Source organism: Arthrobacter sp. NPDC080082 (assembly GCF_040686595.1).
In the GTDB taxonomy this organism is placed as follows: domain Bacteria; phylum Actinomycetota; class Actinomycetes; order Actinomycetales; family Micrococcaceae; genus Arthrobacter.
In genome coordinates, this window is the sequence record NZ_JBFBKQ010000004.1 from 286,545 (window position 1) to 309,475 (window position 22,931).

Sequence of the window (22,931 nt, forward strand, 5' to 3'; positions counted from 1 at the left end):
CGCCCGCGCCCTCCGCTGGCCGCCGTCGGCGCCCCGAATGATAGTTTTGACACCTGGGCGTGCAATCAGCCGCGCAGCCCCGGGCATTTCAGCGGAAGCAGAACGACAGATGGCACCAGTTAGGCGGAACCGATGAGCGGACGGCACACCGGCAGGACCGGCGGGGGGCTGCGCCTTTCCGCGTTGCCCACGACCTTGAAACTGATCTTTAAGCTGGCACCGCGGCAACTCAACGATGAGATTGCCTTCGCCAAGGCCGAACTCAAGCGCAAGGGCATCCAGCTCGGCATCGCGGCGGCCTTCGCCGTCGTCGCCCTGATCTTCGTCCTGCTGCTGGTCATCGGGCTCGTCGTGGCGGCCATCATGGGCCTCGCCACGATCATGCCGGCCTGGCTCGCGGCCCTGCTGGTCTGCGCCCTGTTCCTGGTCATCGCCCTGATCGTGGGACTGATCGGCGTCAGCCGCTTCAAGAAGGCCATGCCGCTGGTCCCCGAGGAGACCATCCGCGGGCTGAAGTACGATCTCGGCATCGCCAAGGAGGGCTCCTCCTTCGACCCGGCCGTGCTGGACCCGAACACCCCGCAGGCCAAGGCAGCGAAGGCCGCCAAGGAAGCGGCCGCAGCCCGAGCCAAGGCGGAGAAAGAAGCCAAGAAGGCGGCCGAACAGCCCGACCTCGGCCCCGCTCCCTCCGAAGATGAGCTGCGCCGCCGGCTGGACCAGCGCCGCCGCCACCTCACCGGCGTCCGCGACGAACTCGGCGAAGAACTGGACCTCAAGGCCCAGGCGCAGATCCTCCTCTCCGCCGGCCAGCAGCGCGTCGAAGAGGGCAAGGAACTGGTCGACGACCGGATCGCCGCCCTTCGCGGCCCCTCCGCCACCACTCCCGGCGCCCGGCCCTCCACCGGCAGCTCCGGCACGGCTCCGGCCGCGGAACTGGCCAAGCGCTGGAAGCCGCTGGCAGCCTTCGCGGCGGCCGCCACCACCTTCGTCGTCCTGCTGCGCCGCCTGCTCAAGGGCTGACAGGACCGTAAACCCCGACAACGAATGGACACCGGCAGCGGAAAGGGAGGCCGAATGAGGTTCATCGGCGCTGGCGCGCGGCCCGGCCAACCCCCAATCCATTCGGATGTGGTCTTCACCGTCCCCAATCTCCTCACCGTGGTGCGGTTCCTCGGCGTTCCGCTGTTCATCTGGCTGGTTCTCGCGAAACAGGAGTACGGCGCCGCAGCCCTGGTCCTGGCCCTCATGGGCAGCACCGACTGGGTGGACGGCTACATCGCACGCCGCTTCAACCAGATGTCCAACCTCGGCCGGATCATGGACCCGATCGCGGACCGGCTGGCCCTGATCGCCGTCGCGGTCACCCTCGTGATCGCCGGCGTCGTCGAGTGGTGGTACCTGACCGCCCTCCTCGTGCCCGACCTGATCCTGATGGCCATCTCGCTCTACTACTTCCACAGCCACCCCGACCTCCCGGTCAGCCGGGTCGGCAAGATCCGGACCGCGCTGCTGCTCCTCGGCACACCCTTGCTGGTGCTCTCGAAGCTGCAGCTGCCCGGCGCCGAGAGCTACTTCGTGGCGGCCTGGGTCTGCCTAGGCCTCGGCCTGATCGGGCACTGGATCGCCGCTTACAACTACTTCTGGGCCATCATCCGCAAGGGCCGTGGACAGCGGCCCGCCGCAGAAAGCAGCACCGCCGTGAACCCGCAGGAACGTTCCAACGACGACGGCGGGCCCCGCTGATGGTCTGGCTGGCAGTCGTGCTGGCCGTCGCCGGCGCCTTCTTCCTCGCTTTCGGCGCGCAACGGCAGGGCAGTGCGGTCAAGGCAGACACCGGGGGCCTGGCTCTGAGCTCCAACGGCCTGCTGCGGCTGATCCGCAACCGGCGCTGGATCCTCGGGCTCCTGCTGCTGTGCGTCGGCACGGCCATGAACGCCATCGCCCTCGTGTCCGCGCCGCTGACGGTCGTGCAGCCGATCGGCGCCATCGCGCTGGTCATCACCACGGTCATCAACGCCAAGGACCAGGGCCTGAGCATGAACCGGGCCACCGTGGTGGCGATCAGCTGCTGCGTCACCGGCTCCGCCCTGTTTGTGATCCTGGCCGTCACGGTCACCCAGGAGAACCACCACGTCAGCGCCGCGGACGAGCTCACGGTGGTGCTGCTGCTGGCCCTCGTCGTGGCCCTGTTCGGCACCCTGGCCCTGCTCTTCAAGCACCGGATGAGCGCCTTCGTTTACATCATTGGCGCCGGCATGCTGTTTGGCTTCGTTGCCGTCCTGACCCGCATCATCGGCCGGCACCTGCTGGACCCCAACGGGCTGTTCCTGCTCAACGTGCAGTGGTACACCCTGCTGGCGATCCTCGCCGCCGGCGGCCTCGGGTCGTGGTTCGTGCAGAGCGCTTACTCGGGCGGTCCGCCGGACCTGGTCATCGCGGGCCTGACCGTGATCGATCCCATGATCGGCATCGCGATCGGCGTCGTGGTCCTTGGCGAACTGCGCCCCGATGTCCACGCCGTGACCGCGATCGCCATGGGTGCCGCGGCTCTCCTTGCTATCGTGGGAGTGATCGCCCTGTCCAGGCACCACCCCGAGGTCACCAAGCGCAAGAAAGACGCGCGAAAGGCCGCGGCGCGGAGACCCTAGGGCGACGCCACAGACTTCAGGCGCCGACTGGCCGCGCCTGCGCCGGCGGCCGGCCGGCCGCCGCTACCCACCGTGACCACCAGGAGCCATCCCCGTGACCATGCCCCAGACCGACAACCCCGGCAGGAAACTGACGATCCTGATCGCCGCCGAAACCTACCCGCCGGACGTCAACGGAGCCGCCCAGTTCGGCTACCGTCTCGCCAAGGGCATGACCGGGCGCGGCCACGACGTCCACGTCCTGGCCACCCGCCCCAGCAAGGGCAAGAGCTACAGCGAGTTCCGCGACGAGGCCACCGTGCACCGCGTGCGCTCCCACTCCGTGCCCACGCACGAGAGCTTCCGGATCACCTTCCCCTGGGAGATCAAGAAGGAGATCGCGCTGCTCTTCGACCGGGTCAAGCCTGACGTTGTGCACATCCAGAGCCACTACATGATCGGTGAGCACGTCCTCTACGAGGCGGTGCGCCGCGGCGTCCGGATCGTGGCGACCAACCACTTTATGCCGGAGAATCTCAACCCCTTCCTGCCGTTCCCGCAGTGGTTCAAGGACATCGTTGGCCGCGTCTCCTGGCGCGACATGGGCAAGGTCATGGGCCAGGCCGACGTCGTGACCACCCCCACTCCGCTCGCGGCCAAGGCGATGCACGACCACGCCTTCCTGCGCAAGGTGCTGCCGCTCTCCAACGGCATCGACGCCGCCGCCTACGAGCTGAAGCCGGGGGAGGAGGTTCCCGTCAACGCCAGCCCCACCGTGCTCTTCGTGGGCCGCCTCGCCGAGGAAAAGCACATCGACGTCCTGATCGACGCCATCTCCAAGACCCCGGCCAACCTCGACGTCCACCTGCAGGTGGTCGGCGGCGGTGAGGTCCGACCGGCCCTGGAGGCCCAGGTCAAGCGCCTGGGCCTGGGGGACCGGGTGCGCTTCCTGGGCCTGGCCAGCGACGAGGAACTGCGCCGCGCCTACCTCGGCGCCGACCTGTTCTGCATGCCGGGCACCGCGGAGCTGCAGTCCCTGGTGACCCTTGAGGCCATGTCTGCCTCCACGCCCGTGGTCCTGGCCGACGCGATGGCCCTGCCGCACCTGGTGCGCGACGGCGAGAACGGCTACCTGTTCACCCCGAACGACAGCGACGACCTGGCCGCCAAGATCACCGCGGTGCTGTCCCTGCCGGCCGACGAGCGCGCCGCCATGGGCAAGGTCAGCCGCAGCATGGTGGAGAACCACAGCATCGAGCGGACCCTCCAGACGTTCGAGGACATCTACCGCGGCGCCAGCTACGACGACCTGGTGGTCTAGCACTCCGGCACGGGCCTGAGCGCCCGGCCGGTGCGACTACTATTGCTAGAGTGTTTTGCCCCGGGGCCCGCCGTGCTACGGCCGGTGCCCCGGGTCCCACGGGGCTATAGCTCAGCTGGTTAGAGCGCGGGACTCATAATCCTAAGGTCCTCGGTTCAAGTCCGAGTAGCCCTACCATCGCCGGTCTCCCGGCCGGTCCGCATCACCTCCCACCATCAGACGCTTCATTTCCCAGGCCGCGTCCGGAAGCCCGCCTCCCGGACGCGGCTCTTTTTGTATGCCGTGGTCCCCGCGGGTGGGCCAGGTCACTTGCGGCACCCCTGCGCGCACGGTAAGTTACTGCCCAGTAACATATCGGCGCGGGCCTCCCCGCGCCCTTCTGGTCGCCGCTGATCATAAGTGAGGGAACACCATGTCCAAGGCTGCAATCGACTTCAACAACCTCCCGTACGCCGACGGCGACTTCTTCGCCTTCGAGCAACTGCTCAGCGACAAGGAGCGCGACCGGCTGGCCGAGGTCCGCGAGTTCCTGGCCCGCGAGGTCAAGCCGATCGCCGTCGACTGCTGGAACCGCGCCGAGTTTCCGATGGACCTGATCCCCAAGCTGGCCGAAATCGACCTGGTCAGCCCGGTCAAGCGCCAGGGTTACTCGAACCTCTTCGCCGGCATCCTGCACGCCGAGACGACCCGCGCCGACACCTCGATCGCCACCTTCATGGGCGTCCACGACGGACTGTTCACCGGCTCCATCGAGGCGCTGGCCTCCGAGGAGCAGCAGGAGGCCTGGCTGCCGGAGATCTACTCGATGAAGAAGATCGGCGCCTTCGGCCTGACCGAACCGCTGGGCGGCTCCGACGTCGCCGGTGGCACGCGCACCACCGCCCGGCGCGAGGGTGACCACTGGGTCCTCAACGGCGCCAAGCGCTGGATCGGCAACGCCACCTTCTCCGACTGGGTGGTCATCTACGCCCGCGACGTCGAGGACAACCAGGTCAAGGGCTTCCTGGTGGACACGAAGACCGAGGGCTACGGCGCCACCAAGATCGAGAACAAGATCTCGCTGCGCACGGTCCAGAACGCGGACATCACGTTGGAAAACGTCGTGGTTCCCGACTTCTTCAAGCTCGCGAACGCCAACAGCTTCCGCGACACCAACAAGGTCCTGAAGGTCACCCGCCTCTCCGTGGCCTGGCAGGCCGTCGGCCAGCAGCTGGCCGCGTTCGACGTCGCCCGCCGCTATGCCGTCGAACGCAGCCAGTTCGGCCGGCCGATCGCCTCCTTCCAGCTCGTGCAGAACCAGCTGGTCCAGATGCTCGGCAACACCGTCAGCTCGATGGGCATGATGGTCCGGCTCTCCCAGCTCGAGGACGCCGGCCAGGCCAAGGACGAACAGTCCGCCCTGGCCAAGGCCTTCACCACGGCCCGGATGCGGGAGACTGTGGCGATTGGCCGCAGCCTCCTGGGCGGCAACGGCATTGTCTCCGACTACGAGATGGCGAAGGTCTTCTCCGACGCCGAGGCCATCTACTCCTACGAGGGCACCCACGAGATCAACACCCTGGTCACTGGCCGGGCCATCACCGGAATCTCTGCGATCGTCTAAACCCGACGCCGCCGCCCGGACCGGCGGCAGCAGCACCGAGGGCCGCAGGTCCAGGACGAACCCGAGGGGGTTCAGATACTCCTCGCCGCGGCGGACGCCCCAGTGCAGGCAGGGCGTGCCGCTGCAGTGGCCGGGCGGTCCGGGCTGCGCGGCTGCCACCGCACCCACCGGGGATCCGGCCGCCACCGGGTCCCCGGCCCGCAGGCTCGTCTCGACGGGTTCGAAGCTGCTCCGGAGACCGTCCCCGTGATCGATGGTCAGCACCGGGCGGTCAACCACGATGCCGGCGAAACTGACCCGTCCCGGAGCCGGTGCGCTGACCACAGCCCCGGCCTCGGCCCGCAGGTCCACCCCGCGGTGGCCGCTGAGCCATGGCCGGTCCGGCGGATCGAAGCCGCGCACCACCGCGGGCCTGGGGGAGAGCGGCCAGGCCCAGCCCCGTGCCGGCGCCGCGCGTGCCGGCACCGCCCGCGCCCCGCGGGTCGAAGCCCCGCCGCCCGCCGTCGACTTGGGGCCAGAAGCCAACGCCGTCGCGGCTCCGATGGCCGCGGCACGGACGGCCGCCTGGCCGGAAAACGCTGCCGAAGGGCGCGGCGGTGCCGTCGGCGCTAGGGACTGGGCCAGCGCAACGGCGAGCAGCAGCGGGAGCACAGGGAACAGGGTCATGGTTTCAGCATGGGGACCCGGGCCGCGCCGGAACAGGCGCCCGGGACGCCATGTGGACAACCCCACCGAGGCCCCCGGATTCGCCCTTCAAGACACCGCAGTCGGCGCCCCGTCGGCGCCCCGAAGCACCCCAGCCCGGCGCCCCGAACGCGTCCGTCGGGCGGGGCCCGCTGTAGTACACTAAGTGGAGCAGTTTGCTGTTCCCTCATGCCCCGATTCGTTGCGCTGTCCTTCCCGGACGTGCCGCGGAAGGCAGCACATCTCATTCAGGAGTGCGGGAACGCTTGCTGACTACGCGTATCCAGCCCTCTGCAGCCGAAGCCCCGCTCCGGACGACGAGGACTGCGCCCCTTGCGGTCCGGACCCCATGGCCCGGATGAGGAGCGCGGTGGATACCAGGAGGAGCCCCCGGAACCGGGTGCTGCTAATCAACCGTCAACTATTGGCAGGGTAAGAGGGCCTCACGGCTCTCTCATGAATGACCTGCCGGAAGGAGCGTCGGCATGCCCGTCGTAACCATGCGCCAGCTGCTTGACAGCGGCGTCCACTTTGGACACCAGACCCGTCGTTGGAACCCGAAGATGAAGCGCTTCATCTTCACGGAGCGCAACGGCATCTACATCATCGACCTGCAGCAGTCGCTGTCCTACATCGACCGTGCCTACGAGTTCGTGAAGGCCACCGTTGCACACGGCGGCACCGTCCTCTTCGTCGGTACCAAGAAGCAGGCACAGGAAGCCATCGCCGAGCAGGCCACCCGCGTCGGCCAGCCGTACGTCAACCAGCGTTGGCTCGGCGGTATGCTGACCAACTTCCAGACGGTTTCCAAGCGCATCCAGCGCATGAAGGAACTCGAAGAGATCGACTTCGACGACGTCGCCGGTTCCGCTTACACCAAGAAGGAACTGCTGCTTTTGCGTCGCGAGCTGACCAAGCTGGAGACCAACCTCGGCGGTATCCGCAACCTGACCAAGGCGCCTTCGCTCCTGTGGGTTGTCGACACCAAGAAGGAACACCTCGCCGTCGACGAAGCCAAGAAGCTGAACATCCCGGTTGTGGCCATCCTGGACACCAACTGCGATCCGGACGAAGTTGACTTCCCGATCCCGGGTAACGACGACGCTATCCGCTCCGTGAACCTGCTGACCCGCGTCGTTGCCGACGCCGTTGCCGAGGGCCTGATCGCCCGCAACCAGCGCGCCACGGGCACCACGGAAGCCCCGGAAGAGCCGCTGGCCGAGTGGGAGCGTGAGCTCCTCGAAGGCAACAAGGCCGAAGAGGCTGCCCCGGCCGCCGAAGCTGCACCGGAAGCCGAGGCTGCTCCGGAAGCCGCCGAGGCCCCGGCCGCGGACGACGCCAAGTAGTCACCCCGGCTTAGCCGCACTTCCCCGCGCGCTGCCCGCAGCGTGCGGGGGTACCGACAGGATGGCCGCTCACCTAGCGTGAGCAGCCGTCCTGTCGGTCCGTACACCAGACAAAATTTTCTAGACAGAGGGGTTCACATGGCGAACTACACTGCTGCTGACATCAAGGCCCTGCGCGAGCGCACCGGCGCCGGCATGATGGACGTCAAGAAGGCTCTCGACGAGGCCAACGGCGACGCCGAGAAGGCCATCGAGATCATCCGCATCAAGGGCCTCAAGGGTGCCACCAAGCGCGAAGGCCGCTCCACGGCCGAGGGCCTGGTTGCCGCCAAGGTCGCCAACGGCGTCGGCGTGATGGTCGAAGTCAACTGCGAGACCGACTTCGTTGCCAAGGCTGACAAGTTCATCCAGCTGGCCGACAAGGTCCTGACCGTCGCCGTCGAGTCCGGTGCCGCCGACCTCGAGGCCCTCCTGGCTACCGACGTTGACGGCAAGCCGCTCTCCGAGGTTGTCGTCGAAGAAGGCGCCATCCTGGGCGAGAAGGTCGTCGTCCGCCGCATCGCCCGCATCGAGGCCCCGACCGTCGACGCGTACCTGCACAAGACGTCCAAGGACCTCCCGGCCCAGGTCGGCGTCCTGTTCGCCGTCGACGGTGAAGGCGAAGCCGCCGCCGCCGCCGCCCACGACGTCGCCGTCCACATCGCCGCCATGGCCCCGAACTACCTGACCCGCGAGGACGTCCCGTCCGAGCTGGTCGAGTCCGAGCGCCGCATCGCCGAGGAAACCGCAAAGGCCGAGGGCAAGCCCGAAGCCGCGATGACCAAGATCGTCGAAGGCCGCGTCACCGGCTTCTACAAGGGCGAGGTCCTGGTTGACCAGGCATTCGCCAAGGACGCCAAGAAGTCCGTCGCCGCCGTCCTCGAAGAGGCCGGCGTGAAGGCTACCGGCTTCGCACGCTTCCGCGTCGGTTCCTAACCGGCAACGCCAGGGGGTGGTCACTTCGGTGGCCACCCCTTTTGCATGCGCAGGAGACCCCCGGGCGCCTGCGCCGGGCCCCGGTCGGCAGGGAATGCCGCCGCCGGGCCCCGGCACGATAACCTTTTGAGAGCTCACCAACGGGAAGGCACCATGGATACCGTCAACAATTCCGCCCAGCCAACGAAGACGCGGCGCCGCGTCCTCCTCAAGCTCTCCGGCGAGGTCTTCGGCGGCGGCAAGCTGGGCGTCGACCCGGATACCGTCCGCGGGGTCGCCAAGCAGATCGCCGCGGCCGTCCCGGACGTCGAGGTCGCGATCGTCGTCGGCGGCGGAAACTTCTTCCGCGGCGCCGAGCTCTCGCAGAGCGGCATGGACCGCTCCCGCGCCGACTACATGGGCATGCTCGGCACGGTCATGAACTGCCTGGCGCTGCAGGACTTCCTGGAGCAGGCCGGCGTCGAGACCCGCGTGCAGAGCGCCATCACCATGGGCCAGGTCGCCGAGGCGTACATCCCGCGCCGCGCCATCCGCCACATGGAGAAGGGCCGCGTCGTGATCTTCGGCGCCGGCGCAGGCCTGCCTTACTTCTCCACCGACACCGTCGCCGCGCAGCGCGCCATGGAGGTACACGCCGACGTCGTCCTGATGGCCAAGAGCGGCGTGGACGGCGTCTACACCGCCGACCCGAAGAAGGACCCCACCGCGGAGAAGCTGCACAAGCTCAGCTACGACGAGGCCCTGCGCCGCGACATCCGCGTCATGGACCAGACCGCCATGACCATGTGCAAGGACAACAACCTCACCATGGTCGTCTTCGGCATGGAGGGCGAGGGCAACGTCACCCGCGCCATCCGCGGCGAGGACCTGGGCACCGTGGTCACCCCCTAGCTCCGGCTAGGATGGTTTGAGGACAGTTCAGCTCCCCGGGCTCTGGGGCGCGCACCAAATTTCTGAGGAGAGAACGTGATCGAAGAGACCTTGCTCGAAGCCGGCGACAAGATGGACAAGGCGGTCGAGGTTGCCAAGGAAGACTTCGCCTCGATCCGCACAGGGCGCGCCACCCCGGGCCTGTACAACAAGGTCATGGTGGAGTACTACGGCTCGCCGACCCCGCTGCAGCAGCTGGCGTCCTTCGCCGTGCCGGACGCCCGCACCATCCTCATCACCCCGTTCGACAAGACCGCGCTGCGCGACATCGAACGCGCCCTGAGTGACTCCGAGGTGGGCGCCAACCCCTCCAACGACGGCAACGTCATCCGGGTCACCATCCCGGAACTGACCAAGGAACGCCGCAAGGAATACGTCAAGATCGTCAAGTCCAAGGGCGAGGACGCCAAGGTGTCCATCCGCAACATCCGCCGCAAGGCCAAGGAAACCCTGGACAAGCTGGTCAAGGACGGCGAGGCCGGCGAGGACGAGGGAACCCGTGCCGAGAAGGAACTGGACGCCCTGACCAAGTCTCACGTCGACGGCATCGACGAGCTGCTCAAGCGCAAGGAAGCCGAGCTGCTCGAGGTCTGATGACAGGCGAACAGCAGGCACCCGGGCCGCGCGTCCGGGTGAGGGGGAAAGAGCGGAAGAACCCGACGCCCAAGGCGGGCAGGAATCTTCCCGCCGCGACGGCCGTCGGCCTCGCCATGCTCTTTGCGGTGCTCGGCGGCCTGCTGTTCCTGCCCCTGGCCTTCGTCCTGATCGTCACCGCCTTCGCCGTCTTCGGCGTCTGGGAGGTCTACCGGGCCCTGGAGGCCTCCGGCACCCGGCTGCCGATCATCCCCGCGATGACCGGCACCGTGGCGATGCCGGTCTCCGCCTACTTCGGCGGCCCGGAAAGCCTCATGTTCGCGTTCCTGCTCAGCAGCGTCGCGGTGCTGCTGTGGCGGTCGCTGGAGGGCGCCGCGGGCTCGGCCCGCAGCATCTTCGCCGGCGTCTTCACCATGGCGTGGGTACCCTTCCTGATCAGCTTCGCGGTCCTGCCGCTGCACGCCTCCGGCGGGATCACTCCGGTCGGCTTCTGGCCAAACGGCGTGGTGCCCGTCGGGGCCTGGCAGATCGGCACCCTGCTGCTCTTGGTGGTCTCCAACGACACCTTCGGCTACCTCGTCGGCGCGTCCCTCGGCAAACACCCGATGGCCCCCAAGATCAGCCCGAAGAAGTCCTGGGAGGGCTTCGCCGGGTCTGTGGGCGGGGCCGTCGTCGTCGGCGTCCTGGCCTCGATCTTTGTCCTCGGTGAGCCGTGGTGGTTTGGTGCCGCCCTCGCCGTGGGCATGGTGGGAGCGGCGACCGCCGGTGACCTTGCCGAGTCCATGGTCAAGCGTGAGCTTGGCATCAAGGACATGGGCAACAGCCTGCCGGGCCACGGGGGAGTGATGGACCGGCTGGACTCCATCGTCTTCGCCTCGCCGGTGGCCTTCATGATTTTCTCTGCCGCCGCGGGCGGCTGAGCGGGCGGACAACCCGGCCCCGGCGCCTACAATGGTGCCCGTAAAAAGCGCCGTACCGGATCGGCCAGAGCCGGACAACCAGCGCCGAACAACAAGAGCCGCACGGCCTCGAAGGATAAGAAGTAAACAGTGGACAGCAACCGAGTGGACCTCAACCGGCAGATCCCTGCCTCCTTTGACCGCGTCCAGCGCAACCAGTACGGCTACAACGCCAAGCAGGTGGACCAGTTCCTGCGGCAGGCCAGGGTCTCCTTCGAGACCCCGCAGGCGGCCGAGCGCGTGGTCAAGAGCGCCGATGTCCGCGCCGTCACCTTCGACCCGGTCAAGGGCGGCTACGCGGCCGCGGCCGTGGACGCGGCCCTGGACCGGCTCGAGGACGCCCTGGCCCGCCGGGAACGCGACGAACTGGTCGGCGAACGCGGTGAGGACGCTTGGCTGCGTGAGATCGGCCGGCTGGCCGGGCTGCTCCGCGGCCGGCTGCACCGCCCGGACGGGCAGCGCTTCCGGCGGCCGGCGAAGGCCAAAGTCCGCAGCTACAACATCGCCGACGTCGACGGCCTCTGCCACGAGCTGATCGGCTACCTGGACGAGGACCAGCCGCTCAGCGTGGACAACGTCCGCCGCGCCACCTTCCGGCCTGCCGTCGGCCGCGACGGCTACGAGGAAACCCAGGTGGATGCGTTCCTGGACAAAGTCGTCGAACTCATGGCCGCCATCGACTGACGCGGCCCTAGCGACCGGCCGCCAACTGACCCGCAGCTAGCGCTCCGTCACGAGCGGCCGCTCGGGGGTGTGCAGCCGGGTCATGAGCCGGGTGATGCTGCTCGGCACCCGGCCCCGGGTGGCCCGGGACACCAGGACCATGACGGCGAACGCGGCCGGCACCGTCCACGCCGCCGGCTGCGCCAGCCACGACGGCGTCCCCGCCGCGCCCAGCACCGCGCCGGCCAGCATCGAACCGCCGCACGCCAGCGCCCCGGTCAGCATCCCCGCGATCGCCCCGGCATCGGTCAAACCGCGCCACCAGATCCCCAGCAGCAGCACCGGGCAGATGGTCGAGGCGGTGAAGGCGAACACCAGCCCCACGCTCCCGGCCAGCGCCGTCGAATCCGTCGTCGCGGCGATCCCCAGCGGCACCACGGCCGAGAACAGCGCCGCGAGCCGGAAGCCGCGGACGCTGCCGCCCAGGATGTCCTGGCTGATCACGCCGGCCAGCGAGACCACCAGCCCGGAGGTGGTGGACAGGAACGCCGCGAACGCCCCGGCCACCACCAGCGCGGAGAGCAGGTCCCCGGCGAGGCCGCCGATCATCCGGCCCGGCAGCAGCAGCACCAGCGCGTCGGCCTGCCCCGCCCCCGCGGCGCCGGGGGCGAAGACCCGCCCGATCAGCCCGTACGCGGTGGGGAAGAGGTAGAAGACGGACAGCAGCCCCAGCACGATCAGGGTGGTCCGCCGCGCCGACTGGCCGTCCGGGTTGGTGTAGAAGCGCACCAGCACGTGCGGCAGGCCCAGCGTCCCGAAGAGCAGCGCCACCAGCAGCGAGATGTTCTGGTACGGGCCGGCCGGCGGCATCCCGGTGGGGTTCACCGGCGCCTCGGCCACGGCGGGGGTGCCGGTGCCGGCGAGCACCAGCAGCAGGAACAGCAGCGGCACGGCCAGCGCGGTGAGCTTCAGCCAGTACTGGAAGGCCTGAACGAAGGTGATGGAGCGCATCCCGCCGGCCATCACGGTGACGCAGACGACGGCGATCACGGCCACCTGGCCCACCCAGGCCGGCAGCCCGGTGGTGATCCGGATGGCCAGCGCCGCGCCGTGCAGCTGCGGGACGATGTACAGCCAGCCCACCATCACCACCACCAGGCTGGTGACCCGGCGGACGGCCCGGGATTCCAGCCTCGCCTCGGTGAAGTCCGGGATGGTGTACGCGCCGGAGCGGCGCAGCGGGGCCGCCACGAACAGCAGCAGCATCAGGTAACCGGCGGTGTAGCCCACCGGATACCAGAGGGCGTCGGTACCCGAGAGCAGGATCAGGCCGGCCACGCCCAGGAAGCTGGCCGCGGAGAGGTATTCGCCGCCGATGGCCGAGGCGTTCCACCACGGCCGGACGGTGCGGGACGCGACGTAGAAGTCCCCGGTGGTGCGGGAGATCCGCAGGCCGTAGAAACCGATCACGGCGGTGGCGAGGGTGACGGCGGCGAAGGCGGCGACGCCGACCACCGGGTTCATGGCCGCCTCACCGCTCGCCGGCGAGGTCGCGGTAGCGGGCCTCGTTGCGTGCCGCGGTCCGGACGTAGAGCCAGGCGCTCAGCCCGATCACCGGATAGATCCCGGCGCCCAGCAGCACCCAGTCGAAGGGCAGGCCGGCGATCCGCAGTTCGGCGAGTCCCGGCACCAGGCCGAGCAGCAGCGCGAAGCCCAGCATGATTAGCAGGAACCCGGCGGCCACCACGATCCCGAGCCGGAGCTGGGACCGGATCAGCGCGCGGACGAACACCTGACCGGCGTCGGTCTCTTCCGCCGCCTTCCGTGCCTCAGCCGCGGCTCTGCCACGCCCGGAACCGGCGCCCGTGGTGACGCGGCGCGGGGCGGTGACCCTGACCCGGGTCATGCCTGCGGCCGGATCCGGGTGGCCTCCAGCTTTTCGCGGACCGGGGGCAGGTGCCGGCGGCTGATCGGCAGTTCGGCGCCAGCCACCGCCACGCTGGGCCGGCCCGCCGCCAGCTTCAGGTGACCGACGTGGGCCAGCGACACCAGGTAGGAGCGGTGGATGCGCAGGAAACCGGCCCCGGCCCACTGCTGCTCCAGGTCCGCCAGTGGCACCCGGATCAGGTAGCTGGCATCGGCGGTATGCAGCCGGGCGTAGTCGCCCTGGGCCTGAACGTAGGTGACGTCGTCGCGGCGGATCATCTTGGTGGTGCCGCCCAGGTCCACGGTGATCATCTCCGGGGCCGGTCCGCCGTCGCGCAGCAGCTCACTGATCCGGCCCACAGAGCGGGCCAGCCGCTCGGCGCGGACGGGCTTGAGCAGGTAGTCCACGGCGGCGAGCTCGAAGGCCTCGAGGGCGCAGTCCTCGTCCGCGGTGACGAAGACGACGGCGGGCGGCCGGGCGCTGCGGGCGATCACCCGGGCGATGTCCAGGCCGGAGAGGGCGGGCATGTGGATGTCGAGGAAGACGGCGTCGACGTCGGCGCTCTCCAGGGTGCGGAGCGCCTCGGCGCCGGAGGAGGCGCGGTGGATGGTGCCGATCCGGTCGTCCCGGCCCAGCAGGAACGCCAGCTCCTCCACGGCGGGCAGCTCGTCGTCGGCGACGAGGACGTTAATCATGGTCCTAGGGTACCGCCGTGCCGGAGCCCCGACGGGCGCCATGGCGGCGTGGGCCGGGCGTTGGCTCAGGCGTCGTGGCGGGGCTGGGACTTCGGGACGCGCAGGGTGATCAGCGTGCCCTCGCCGGGCGCCGTCTCGATCACCAGGCCGTTGTCCTCGCCGTAGACCTGCCGCAGCCGCGCGTCCACGTTGTGCAGGCCCACGTGGTCGCCGCCGCTGTGCCCGGCCAGGACCGAGCGCAGCTGATCCGGGTCCATGCCGACGCCGTCGTCCTCGATCGTCACCTCGGCGAACGCGCCCGAATCGTTGGCCGTGATGCTGATGTGCCCGGGCCCCTCCTTGGCCTCCAGGCCATGCCGGACGGCGTTCTCCACCAGCGGCTGCAGGCTCAGGAACGGGATCACGGTGCTTAGCACCTCCGGCGCGATCCGGAGGCTGACCTGCACCCGCTCGCCGAAGCGGGCGCGCTCCAGCAGCAGGTACCGGTCAATGCAGCGCAGCTCCTCGGCCAGGGTGGTGAAGTCCCCGTGCCGGCGGAACGAATAGCGGGTGAAGTCGGCGAACTCCACCACCAGCTCCCGGGCCCGGACCGGGTCCGTATTGATGAAGGATGCGATCGCGTTCAGTGAGTTGTAGATGAAGTGTGGGCTGATCTGGGCCCGCAGCGCCCGGACCTCCGCCTCCATCAGCAGCGTCCGGGAGGCATCGAGTTCGGCCAGTTCCACCTGGGTGGCCACCCAGTCCGCCACCTCGCCGGTTGCCCGGACCAGGCCGGACCCCGCCTCGGGTGCGAATGCGGCCACCACTCCGGCCACCCCGGACCCCACCCGGATGGGCGCGATGACAGCCGCGTAGCCGGCTCCGGGAGAGCCGGCGGGGGAGCGGCCGCCCGGGGCCCGCAGCTCCCCGGCTGGGATCACGGCGGTATGGCCGCCCGCCAGCACCGTCGCGGCCACCTCCATCAGGACCGGGCGGAGTTCCTCGGCCGCGCCGTCCCAGGCCAGGACGCCCGTGGTGTCCGTGATGGCGAACCCGTCGCAGCCGAGCAGCCCGCGCAGCTGCCGGCTGGCCTTGCCCGCGCCGGCGGGGTTCAGGCCGGTCCGCAGGTGCTGGCCGGCCCGGGACGCGGCGTGCAGGGTCTTATAGGTCGCGCGCTCGGCGTCGGTGCCAAGGTCGCGGAAGGAGCGCAGGACCTTGAGCCCGACGGCGATGACGACGGCGATCGCCAGCGCGATCACGGCGATGGCCGCGGCGCTGACCAGGGGGGAGTCCGGCATGCTGCCAGCGTAGCGCCCGGCCGTGCGGTCCGCCGTTTGTCGCAGCGCGGCGACCGCTGGGCGACGCCGCCCGCGCCGGTGCTGGAATGTAGCCCACGTCACGTTGCACAGTGATTCCAGTCACACAATCCCGGGGGAGTGTTGTCCGGAGGCCGGAATGCCCGGCGGTGACTCGCCAGTCTCAATGAGGAGGAATGATGGGTCACGACGCCCAGCATACGGACGCAGCGGCGTCCGTGGACTTCAAGCAAGTCCAGTCGACGGAGCAGTTCCAGGAACTGCGCAAACGTCACCGCAGCTTCGTCTTTCCGATGGCCATCGCGTTCCTGCTGTGGTACTTCGCCTACGTCCTGCTGGCCGACTATGCGGTGGGCTTCATGTCCACCAAGGTCTGGGGCAACATCAACGTCGGCCTGATCCTGGGCCTGCTGCAGTTCGCGTCCACGTTCGCGATCACGGGCTGGTACGTCAGCTACTCGAACCGGAAGCTGGACCCCATCGCCTCCGAGATCCGCCAGGAGATCGAAGGCCACGAGTTCGACAAGCACGGCAACCGAGTGAGCGGAACGGCCCAATGACACTGCACGCATCCCTGACGGTCCCCGCGGTCAACGTCGCCGCGCTCAAGGACACCACCCTCCTGAACATGGGCATCTTCGCCCTCTTCGTCGCGGTCACCATGGTGATCGTGTTCCGCGCCAGCCGGAACAACAAAACCGCCGCCGACTACTACGCCGCCGGCCGGTCCTTCACCGGTTCGCAGAACGGCACCGCCATCGCCGGCGACTACCTCTCCGCCGCGTCCTTCCTGGGCATCACCGGCGCGATCGCGGTCAACGGCTACGACGGCTTCATGTACTCCATCGGCTTCCTCGTCGCCTGGCTGGTGGCGCTGCTGCTGGTGGCCGAACTGCTCCGCAACACGGGCAAGTTCACCATGGCCGACGTGCTCTCCTTCCGGCTCCGGCAGCGTCCGGTCCGGATCGCCGCGGCCATCTCCACCCTGGCCGTCTGCTTCTTCTACCTGCTCGCCCAGATGGCCGGCGCCGGCAGCCTGATCTCCCTGCTGCTGGGCATCAGCGACTGGGGCGGACAGGCGCTGGTGATCATCGTCGTCGGCGCCCTGATGATCATGTACGTCCTGATCGGCGGCATGAAGGGCACCACCTGGGTGCAGATCATCAAGGCCATGCTGCTGATCGCCGGTGCCGCCGTGATGACCTTCTGGGTCCTCGCGATCTACGGCTTCAACCTCTCGGACCTGCTTGGCGGCGCCGCGGAGACGGCCAAGAACCCGGCCGTCCTGAACCCGGGACTGCAGTACGGCAAGTCGGACACGTCCAAGCTGGACTTCATGTCCCTGGGCCTGGCCCTGGTGCTCGGCACCGCTGCCCTGCCGCACGTGCTGATGCGCTTCTACACGGTTCCCACCGCCAAGGAAGCCCGCAAGTCCGTGGTCTGGTCCATTTGGCTGATCGGCATCTTCTACCTGTTCACCCTGGTCCTGGGCTACGGTGCCGCGGCCCTCGTGGGCGCCGACACCATCAAGGGCGCCCCCGGCGGCGTGAACTCCGCCGCCCCGCTGCTGGCCTTCCACCTCGGCGGCCCGCTGCTGCTGGGCTTCATCTCGGCGGTGGCGTTCGCCACGATCCTCGCCGTCGTCGCCGGCCTCACCATCACCGCGGCGGCATCCTTCGCCCACGACATCTACGCCAACGTGATCGCCAAGGGCAAGGCCGACGCCGAGACCGAGGTCAAGGTGGCGCGCCGCACGGTGATCGTCATCGGCATCCTCGCCATCGCCGGCGGCATCTTCGCCAACGGCCAGAACGTCGCCTTCCTGGTGGCCTTGGCCTTCGCCGTCGCCGCCTCCGCGAACCTGCCCACCATCGTGTACTCGCTGTTCTGGCGCCGGTTCACCACCCAGGGCGCGATCTGGAGCATGTACGGCGGCCTCGCCGCCGCCATCATCCTGATCGCCCTCTCCCCGGTGGTCTCCGGCACCAAGACCTCGATGATCGCCGGCGCGAACTTCGCGATCTTCCCGCTCAGCAACCCCGGCATCGTCTCCATCCCGCTCGCGTTCTTCTTGGGCTGGCTGGGCACCGTGCTGGACAAGCGGCGCGAGGACACCACCAAGCAGGCCGAGATGGAGGTCCGCTCCCTGACCGGGGTGGGCGCCGAGAAGGCCACCAACCACTAACGCATCACCGCGTAGCTGCATCACCGAACGACACAGGACCCCCGCGCCGCCCGGCGCGGGGGTCCTGTGCGTTCCGGGTCAGCCCTCGGCCGGGCCGCGTTCGAGCAGCGGTTGGATCCGGAACGGGATCATCTCGCTCATCGCCAGAGCCGTGTCCGTCCGGTCCACCCCGTCGCAGGAGAGGATCTTGCCGTTGATCCGGAACAGGTCCTCGGCGTCGCGCGCCACCACGCGCAGCAGCAGGTCGGCCGAGCCGGTCAGGCCATAGCCCTCCAGGATCTCCGGGACCGCGGCCAGCTCCACCGCCAGCCTGCCCAGCTTCTGCTGCTGGACGTGGACCGAGATGAAGGCCATCAGCGGGTAGCCCAGCGTGGCCGGATTGATCCGGCGCTCGAAGGAGAGGAATACGTGTTTCTTCTCCAGCTGGGCCATCCGGGCCTGCACCGTGTTGCGGGAGAGTCCCAGCTTCTGTGCGAGGGCCACGACGGTGCCGCGCGGGTCCCGCGCCATGGCCGAAAGCAAGCGGGTGTCGGTGCCATCCAAGGGTTGCATAGTGCGCAAGGTTAGCACGGTCCGGAACGTCTGAACCGGGCAGGATGCTCAAAATATCAGTGGGTGGTTGTACCCAATGGCACTTGTGAGTAGGGTCACAATTATCCGGGGCAACGGCGCCCGGGTGGCCGCCGCGCGCTGGGATCACGAGTCCCGCGGGCAGGGGTCAGACGACGTCAGAAGGTTGCGGACAAACTGTGTTTACCGACGACGCGGGCCAGGGCGGCGCAGCCCCCGGCGGCCCCGGAAACAGTGCAGGATCGAACAGGCGCACGGGCGGGGATCTCGTCCAGCTCATCACCCCGGGGGGTGAACGCGTCAGCCATCCCGAGTTCGACCCCTGGGTCCAGGACATCGGCGATGACGTGCTGACCTCCCTCTACGAGGACATGGTGGCCATCCGGAGGATCGACGCCGAGGCCACCGCCCTCCAGCGCCAGGGCGAACTCGCCCTCTGGCCGCCGCTGCTGGGCCAGGAAGCCTCCCAGATCGGCTCGGCGAGGGCCCTGCGCGAGGACGACTTCGTCTTCCCCAGCTACCGGGACAACGGCGTCGCCTACGTCCGCGGGGTCAAGCCGGCGGACATCGTCAAGGCCTGGCGCGGCAACGCCCTCGCCGGCTGGGACCCGTACACCGTGAACGTCGCCACCCAGCAGATCATCATCGGCGCGCAGAGCCTCCACGCCACCGGCTACGCCATGGGCATCCAGAACGACGGCGCCGACTCCGCGGCCGTGGCCTACTTCGGCGACGGCGCCACCAGCGAGGGCGACGTCAACGAGGCGATGGTCTTCGCGGCCAGCTTCCAGGCCCCCGTCATCTTCTTCTGCCAGAACAACCACTGGGCCATCTCCGAGCCCGTGATGCTGCAGTCCCACATCCAGATCGCGGACCGGGCCTCCGGCTTCGGCATCCCCAGCATGCGGGTGGACGGCAACGACGTCCTCGCCGTGCTGGCCGCCACCCGGATCGCCCTGGACCGGGCCCGGCGAGGCGGCGGCCCCACCTTCATCGAGGCCGTCACCTACCGCATGGGCCCGCACACGACGGCGGACGATCCCACCCGGTACCGGGACGCCAACGAGCTCGAGGACTGGGCCGCCAAGGACCCGATCCACCGCCTCAAGGTGCTCCTGGAGCGCAAGGGCCTGCTGACCGCAGACGTGGAAACCGCCGTCGCCGCCACGGCCGACGCCGTGGCCAAGGAACTGCGCTCCGGCACCATCAACATGCCCGAACCGCAGCCGCTGCAGATCTTCGAGCACGTCTACAGCACCCCGCACTCCTGGCTGGACCGCCAGCAGGACCACTACACCCGTTACCTGGCCTCCTTCGGCGATCCCGCAGGTGCCCCCTCCGAAGAAGGTGCTCGCTGATGACGCAGATGACCTTTGCCCGGGCGATTAACTCCGGCCTGCGCAAATCCCTCGACAACGATCCCAAGGTGATCCTCATGGGCGAGGACATCGGCACCCTCGGCGGCGTCTTCCGCGTCACCGACGGGCTGCAGAAGGACTTCGGCAAGCACCGCGTCGTGGACACCCCGCTCGCCGAATCCGGCATCCTCGGCACCGCCGTCGGCCTCGCCTACCGCGGCTACCGCCCGGTGGTGGAGATCCAGTTCGACGGCTTCATCTACCCGGCCTTCGACCAGATCGTCAGCCAGGTCGCCAAGATGCACTACCGGACCATGGGTGCCGTGAAGATGCCCATCACCATTCGCGTGCCCTTCGGCGGCGGCATCGGTTCACCCGAACACCACTCCGAGTCGCCCGAGGCGTACTTCACCCACACCTCCGGCCTGCGCGTGGTCAGCGTCTCCAACCCGCAGGACGCGTACACGATGATCCAGCAGGCCATCGCCTGGGACGATCCGGTCCTCTACTTCGAGCCCAAGCGCCGCTACCACGACAAGGGCGAGGTGGACGAGTCCCTGGACCTCTCCGCTGCCCCGTCGATGGAAAAGGCCCGGGTGGTCACCGAGGGCACCGACGTGACCCTGGTGGCCTACGGCCCGCTGGTCAAGACCGCACGTGACGCCGCGCTCGCCGCCGCCGACGAGGGCGTCTTCGTCGAGGTCATCGACCTGCGCTCCCTCGCCCCGGTGGACTTCGCCACGCTGGAGGCCTCGGTCCGCAAGACCGGCCGCCTGGTCATCACGCACGAGGCCAGCCAGTCCGGCGGCCTCGGCGCCGAGGTCGCCGCGAGCATCACCGAACGCTGCTTCTACCACCTCGAGGCCGCCCCCGTCCGGGTCACCGGCTTCGACGTCCCGTACCCCTACTCCAAGCTGGAAATGCACCACCTGCCCGGACTGGACCGGATCCTCGACGGCGTGGACCGGGCCTTGGGCCGCCCCAACTCTTTGAGCGGGCTGGAAGGATGAGCGCAACCATGATCAAGGAATTCCGCCTCCCGGACCTCGGCGAAGGCCTGACGGAATCTGAAATCGTCGCCTGGAAGGTCGGCGTGGGGGACACCGTCACCCTGAACCAGATCATCGCCGAGGTGGAGACCGCGAAGGCCGTCGTCGAGCTGCCCTCGCCGTTCGCCGGCGTCGTCACCGCGCTGCACGAACAGCCCGGCACCGTGGTGGAGGTCGGCAAGCCGATTGTCTCCTTCGAGATCGAGGGCGACGACGACGGCGGCGCCAGTGCGAATTCGGGCGAGGCGCCCGCCAAGCGGGAACCGACGCTGGTGGGCTACGGCGCCATGCCGGAGGGCTCCGGCCGGCCGGCCCGCCGGGCACGGACCTTTTCCGCCGCGGCTGCACCGGCTGCTTCGGCGGCCGCACCCGCTCCGGCTCCTGCTGCCGCTTCCACACCTGCCCCGGCACCGTCACCCGCCGCCGTCGCCGTCCCGCCGAGTGGCGCCCCTGCTGCCGAGCGGCCCCGCTCCACCCCGCCGGTCCGCAAGCTGGCCAAGGACCTCGGCGTCGACCTCGCCGCCGTCACCGGCACGGGGGAGCACGGCCTGATCACCCGGGAGGACGTGCGGAACTTCGTCGGCGGCGGGGACCTCCCGGTCGCCCCGCAGGAACTGGCCGGCGCGCGGCCGGCTACTGCCCCGGCGGCCGGCGAACGGGAAACCCGGACCCCGATCAAGGGCGTCCGGAAGTTCACCGCCGCGGCCATGGTCTCCAGCGCTTTCACCGCGCCGCACGTGACCGAGTTCCTGACCCTGGACGTCACGCCCACCATGGAACTGCTTGCCAGGCTCAAGGACAGCCGGGCCTTCTCCGGGTACAAGCTCACCCCGCTGACCCTGGTGTCCAAGGCCGTGTTGATCGCCCTGCGCAGCCACCCCACGCTCAACGCCCGGTGGGACGAGGCCAACCAGGAGATCGTCCAGTTCAACTACGTCAACCTCGGCATCGCGGCCGCCACGCCGCGCGGGCTGACCGTGCCGAACATCAAGGACGCGGACCGGATGTCGCTGACCCAGCTCTCCACCGCGCTCACCGGGCTGACCGAGAGCGCCCGCGCGGGCAAGACCGCCCCCGCGGACCTCTCCGGCGGGACCATTTCGATCACGAACATCGGCGTCTTCGGCATCGACGCCGGGACCCCCATCCTCAACCCGGGCGAGGCCGCCATCCTGGCCGTCGGCGCGGTGCGGAAGATGCCGTGGGAGTACCGGGACGAGGTGGCGCTGCGCCAGGTCATGACCCTCAGCCTCTCCTTCGACCACCGGCTGGTCGACGGCGAACAGGGCTCCCGCTTCCTGCAGGACGTAGGTGCGCTGCTGTCCGACCCCGGCATGGCACTCGCCATGGCCTAGGTTCCCAGCCCACGGGGCCGGGCATCCCTCCTTTGCCGGAGGGGCGCCCGGCCCTTTGTCGTTCGGGGGGCAGGGCCGTCCGGGGGAGACCCGCCCAGGGGAGTTCGCCTAGCGCGTGCCGTTGCCCGGGGCCGTAAGGGCGGCCAGGGCCATGCCCTCCAGCAGCGGCCGGGCACGCTTGAGTGCCATCCGGCGGCCCTGGGTGCGGACCGAGTGCGGGGTGGAGTTGATCAGGCCGAAGGTGGCGTGGGCGCGCATCCGCAGTTCGGCCGGGTCCGTGTCCGGGTGCAGTCCGGAGAGCACGTCCACCCACAGCTCTACGTAGTTCCGCTGCAGGGTCCGGACCTCGGCCTGGTCCTCGTCGGCGAGGTTGCTGAAGTCCTGATCCTGGACCCGGATCACGTCCGGGTGGCTGAGGGCGAAGTCCACGTGGAACTCCACCAGCCCGGCGAGGGCGGTCTCCGCGGTCCCGGCGCCGGCCACCACGGCGCGGCCGCCGTCGAGCAGGTCCTGGCTGACGCTGAGCAGCATTGCCCCCAGCACCGCCTGCTTGCCGGCGAAGTGCCGGTAGACGGCGGGGCCGCTGACTCCGGCCGCGGCGCCGAGATCCTCCAGGGAGACGCGGTTGAAGCCCTCGGCGGCGAAGAGGGCGGCCGCGGCCTGCAGCAGCGCCTGCCGGCGGCTCTCCTTGGCCCGGCTGCGCTGGGTTGGCTGGCTGGACTCGGTCACCGGCTCACCCTTCTTCTCGGCTGGTCTGGGTATTAACTGTGCTGTACGGGCTCCGTACAGCGGGCT

At 69.2% G+C, this 22,931-nt stretch carries 22 protein-coding genes, 1 tRNA gene and 1 pseudogene; 17 read left to right on the plus strand and 7 right to left on the minus strand.

From position 1 onward, the window contains the following. The first annotated feature begins 132 nt into the window (after positions 1–132). The 6 genes from AB0O44_RS10295 (at position 133) to AB0O44_RS10320 (ending at position 5,551) form a co-directional block, all read left to right on the plus strand. Positions 133–1,020, plus strand: a complete 888-nt coding sequence (locus AB0O44_RS10295) for a phage holin family protein (protein WP_364137065.1) — start codon at positions 133–135, stop codon at positions 1,018–1,020. 54 nt (positions 1,021–1,074) lie between these two features. Then, positions 1,075–1,743, plus strand: a complete 669-nt coding sequence (locus tag AB0O44_RS10300; RefSeq protein ID WP_364137067.1) for a CDP-alcohol phosphatidyltransferase family protein — start codon at positions 1,075–1,077, stop codon at positions 1,741–1,743. Beyond that, complete coding sequence (locus tag AB0O44_RS10305) at positions 1,743–2,648, plus strand: DMT family transporter (RefSeq protein ID WP_364137069.1); 906 nt, start codon at positions 1,743–1,745, stop codon at positions 2,646–2,648. Before AB0O44_RS10300 ends, AB0O44_RS10305 begins: the two co-directional genes overlap by 1 nt. 100 nt (positions 2,649–2,748) lie before the next feature. Next, entirely contained in the window at positions 2,749–3,948 is a 1,200-nt protein-coding gene (locus AB0O44_RS10310) for a glycosyltransferase (RefSeq protein WP_364137319.1), read from the plus strand. A 100-nt stretch (positions 3,949–4,048) separates the two neighbouring features. Further along, positions 4,049–4,125: transfer RNA gene (locus AB0O44_RS10315), tRNA-Ile, on the plus strand. 235 nt (positions 4,126–4,360) lie between these two features. Continuing rightward, a complete protein-coding gene (locus tag AB0O44_RS10320) occupies positions 4,361–5,551 on the plus strand; it encodes an acyl-CoA dehydrogenase family protein (RefSeq protein WP_364137071.1) in 1,191 nt (396 codons plus the stop codon). Between the two features lie 24 nt (positions 5,552–5,575). On the opposite strand, the pseudogene AB0O44_RS10325 reads toward AB0O44_RS10320, so the two are convergent. Next, positions 5,576–6,076 (minus strand): annotated as a pseudogene (locus tag AB0O44_RS10325) (M23 family metallopeptidase); the annotation flags it as partial. 644 nt (positions 6,077–6,720) lie between these two features. On the opposite strand from AB0O44_RS10325, the gene rpsB reads away from it, so the two are divergent. The 6 genes from rpsB (at position 6,721) to AB0O44_RS10355 (ending at position 11,723) form a co-directional block, all read left to right on the plus strand. After that, a complete protein-coding gene (gene rpsB, locus AB0O44_RS10330) occupies positions 6,721–7,581 on the plus strand; it encodes a 30S ribosomal protein S2 (RefSeq protein WP_290258404.1) in 861 nt (286 codons plus the stop codon). Between the two features lie 138 nt (positions 7,582–7,719). After that, positions 7,720–8,556, plus strand: coding sequence for a translation elongation factor Ts (gene tsf, locus AB0O44_RS10335; protein WP_364137073.1), 837 nt, complete (start codon positions 7,720–7,722; stop codon positions 8,554–8,556). 153 nt (positions 8,557–8,709) lie between these two features. Beyond that, a complete protein-coding gene (pyrH, locus tag AB0O44_RS10340; protein ID WP_290258402.1) occupies positions 8,710–9,447 on the plus strand; it encodes a UMP kinase in 738 nt (245 codons plus the stop codon). 75 nt (positions 9,448–9,522) lie between these two features. Continuing rightward, complete coding sequence (gene frr, locus AB0O44_RS10345; protein WP_290258401.1) at positions 9,523–10,080, plus strand: ribosome recycling factor; 558 nt, start codon at positions 9,523–9,525, stop codon at positions 10,078–10,080. Next, on the plus strand, positions 10,080–11,000 hold the full coding sequence (locus tag AB0O44_RS10350; protein ID WP_364137075.1) for a phosphatidate cytidylyltransferase: 921 nt from the start codon (positions 10,080–10,082) through the stop codon (positions 10,998–11,000). Before frr ends, AB0O44_RS10350 begins: the two co-directional genes overlap by 1 nt. A gap of 144 nt (positions 11,001–11,144) precedes the next feature. Next, positions 11,145–11,723 carry a DivIVA domain-containing protein gene (locus AB0O44_RS10355; RefSeq protein ID WP_290258577.1) on the plus strand — a complete coding sequence of 193 codons (579 nt, stop codon included), beginning with the start codon at positions 11,145–11,147 and terminating at the stop codon, positions 11,721–11,723. 36 nt (positions 11,724–11,759) lie between these two features. On the opposite strand, the gene AB0O44_RS10360 is transcribed toward AB0O44_RS10355, so the two are convergent. The 4 genes from AB0O44_RS10360 to AB0O44_RS10375 form a co-directional block, all read right to left on the minus strand. Next, positions 11,760–13,226 (minus strand): cation acetate symporter, encoded by a 1,467-nt coding sequence (locus tag AB0O44_RS10360; RefSeq protein WP_364137077.1) that lies wholly within the window; start codon positions 13,224–13,226, stop codon positions 11,760–11,762. Between the two features lie 7 nt (positions 13,227–13,233). Further along, positions 13,234–13,608 carry a hypothetical protein gene (locus AB0O44_RS10365; RefSeq protein WP_364137079.1) on the minus strand — a complete coding sequence of 125 codons (375 nt, stop codon included), beginning with the start codon at positions 13,606–13,608 and terminating at the stop codon, positions 13,234–13,236. Next, a complete protein-coding gene (locus AB0O44_RS10370; protein WP_364137081.1) occupies positions 13,605–14,324 on the minus strand; it encodes a LytTR family DNA-binding domain-containing protein in 720 nt (239 codons plus the stop codon). Before AB0O44_RS10370 ends, AB0O44_RS10365 begins: the two co-directional genes overlap by 4 nt. Before the next feature lie 65 nt (positions 14,325–14,389). Continuing rightward, positions 14,390–15,601, minus strand: coding sequence for a histidine kinase (locus AB0O44_RS10375; RefSeq protein ID WP_364137083.1), 1,212 nt, complete (start codon positions 15,599–15,601; stop codon positions 14,390–14,392). 197 nt (positions 15,602–15,798) lie between these two features. Here AB0O44_RS10375 and AB0O44_RS10380 point away from each other — a divergent pair, with 197 nt between their 5' ends. After that, the gene (locus tag AB0O44_RS10380) at positions 15,799–16,179 is read left to right on the plus strand and encodes a DUF485 domain-containing protein (protein WP_364137321.1); all 381 of its coding nucleotides are present in this window, start codon (positions 15,799–15,801) and stop codon (positions 16,177–16,179) included. Next, positions 16,176–17,804, plus strand: a complete 1,629-nt coding sequence (locus tag AB0O44_RS10385; protein ID WP_290258395.1) for a cation acetate symporter — start codon at positions 16,176–16,178, stop codon at positions 17,802–17,804. Before AB0O44_RS10380 ends, AB0O44_RS10385 begins: the two co-directional genes overlap by 4 nt. Positions 17,805–17,882: 78 nt before the next feature. On the opposite strand, the gene AB0O44_RS10390 is transcribed toward AB0O44_RS10385, so the two are convergent. Beyond that, positions 17,883–18,356 carry an Lrp/AsnC family transcriptional regulator gene (locus AB0O44_RS10390; protein ID WP_290258394.1) on the minus strand — a complete coding sequence of 158 codons (474 nt, stop codon included), beginning with the start codon at positions 18,354–18,356 and terminating at the stop codon, positions 17,883–17,885. A gap of 197 nt (positions 18,357–18,553) precedes the next feature. Here AB0O44_RS10390 and pdhA point away from each other — a divergent pair, with 197 nt between their 5' ends. The 3 genes from pdhA to AB0O44_RS10405 are packed head-to-tail and all read left to right on the plus strand — an operon-like array spanning position 18,554 to position 22,136. After that, positions 18,554–19,732, plus strand: a complete 1,179-nt coding sequence (gene pdhA, locus AB0O44_RS10395; RefSeq protein ID WP_364137086.1) for a pyruvate dehydrogenase (acetyl-transferring) E1 component subunit alpha — start codon at positions 18,554–18,556, stop codon at positions 19,730–19,732. Further along, positions 19,732–20,742 carry an alpha-ketoacid dehydrogenase subunit beta gene (locus AB0O44_RS10400; protein ID WP_364137088.1) on the plus strand — a complete coding sequence of 337 codons (1,011 nt, stop codon included), beginning with the start codon at positions 19,732–19,734 and terminating at the stop codon, positions 20,740–20,742. Before pdhA ends, AB0O44_RS10400 begins: the two co-directional genes overlap by 1 nt. Then, positions 20,739–22,136, plus strand: coding sequence for a dihydrolipoamide acetyltransferase family protein (locus tag AB0O44_RS10405; protein WP_364137090.1), 1,398 nt, complete (start codon positions 20,739–20,741; stop codon positions 22,134–22,136). Before AB0O44_RS10400 ends, AB0O44_RS10405 begins: the two co-directional genes overlap by 4 nt. A gap of 108 nt (positions 22,137–22,244) precedes the next feature. Here AB0O44_RS10405 and AB0O44_RS10410 read toward each other — a convergent pair whose 3' ends face one another. Then, a complete protein-coding gene (locus AB0O44_RS10410; protein WP_364137092.1) occupies positions 22,245–22,865 on the minus strand; it encodes a TetR/AcrR family transcriptional regulator in 621 nt (206 codons plus the stop codon). Between the last annotated feature and the right edge of the window lie 66 nt (positions 22,866–22,931).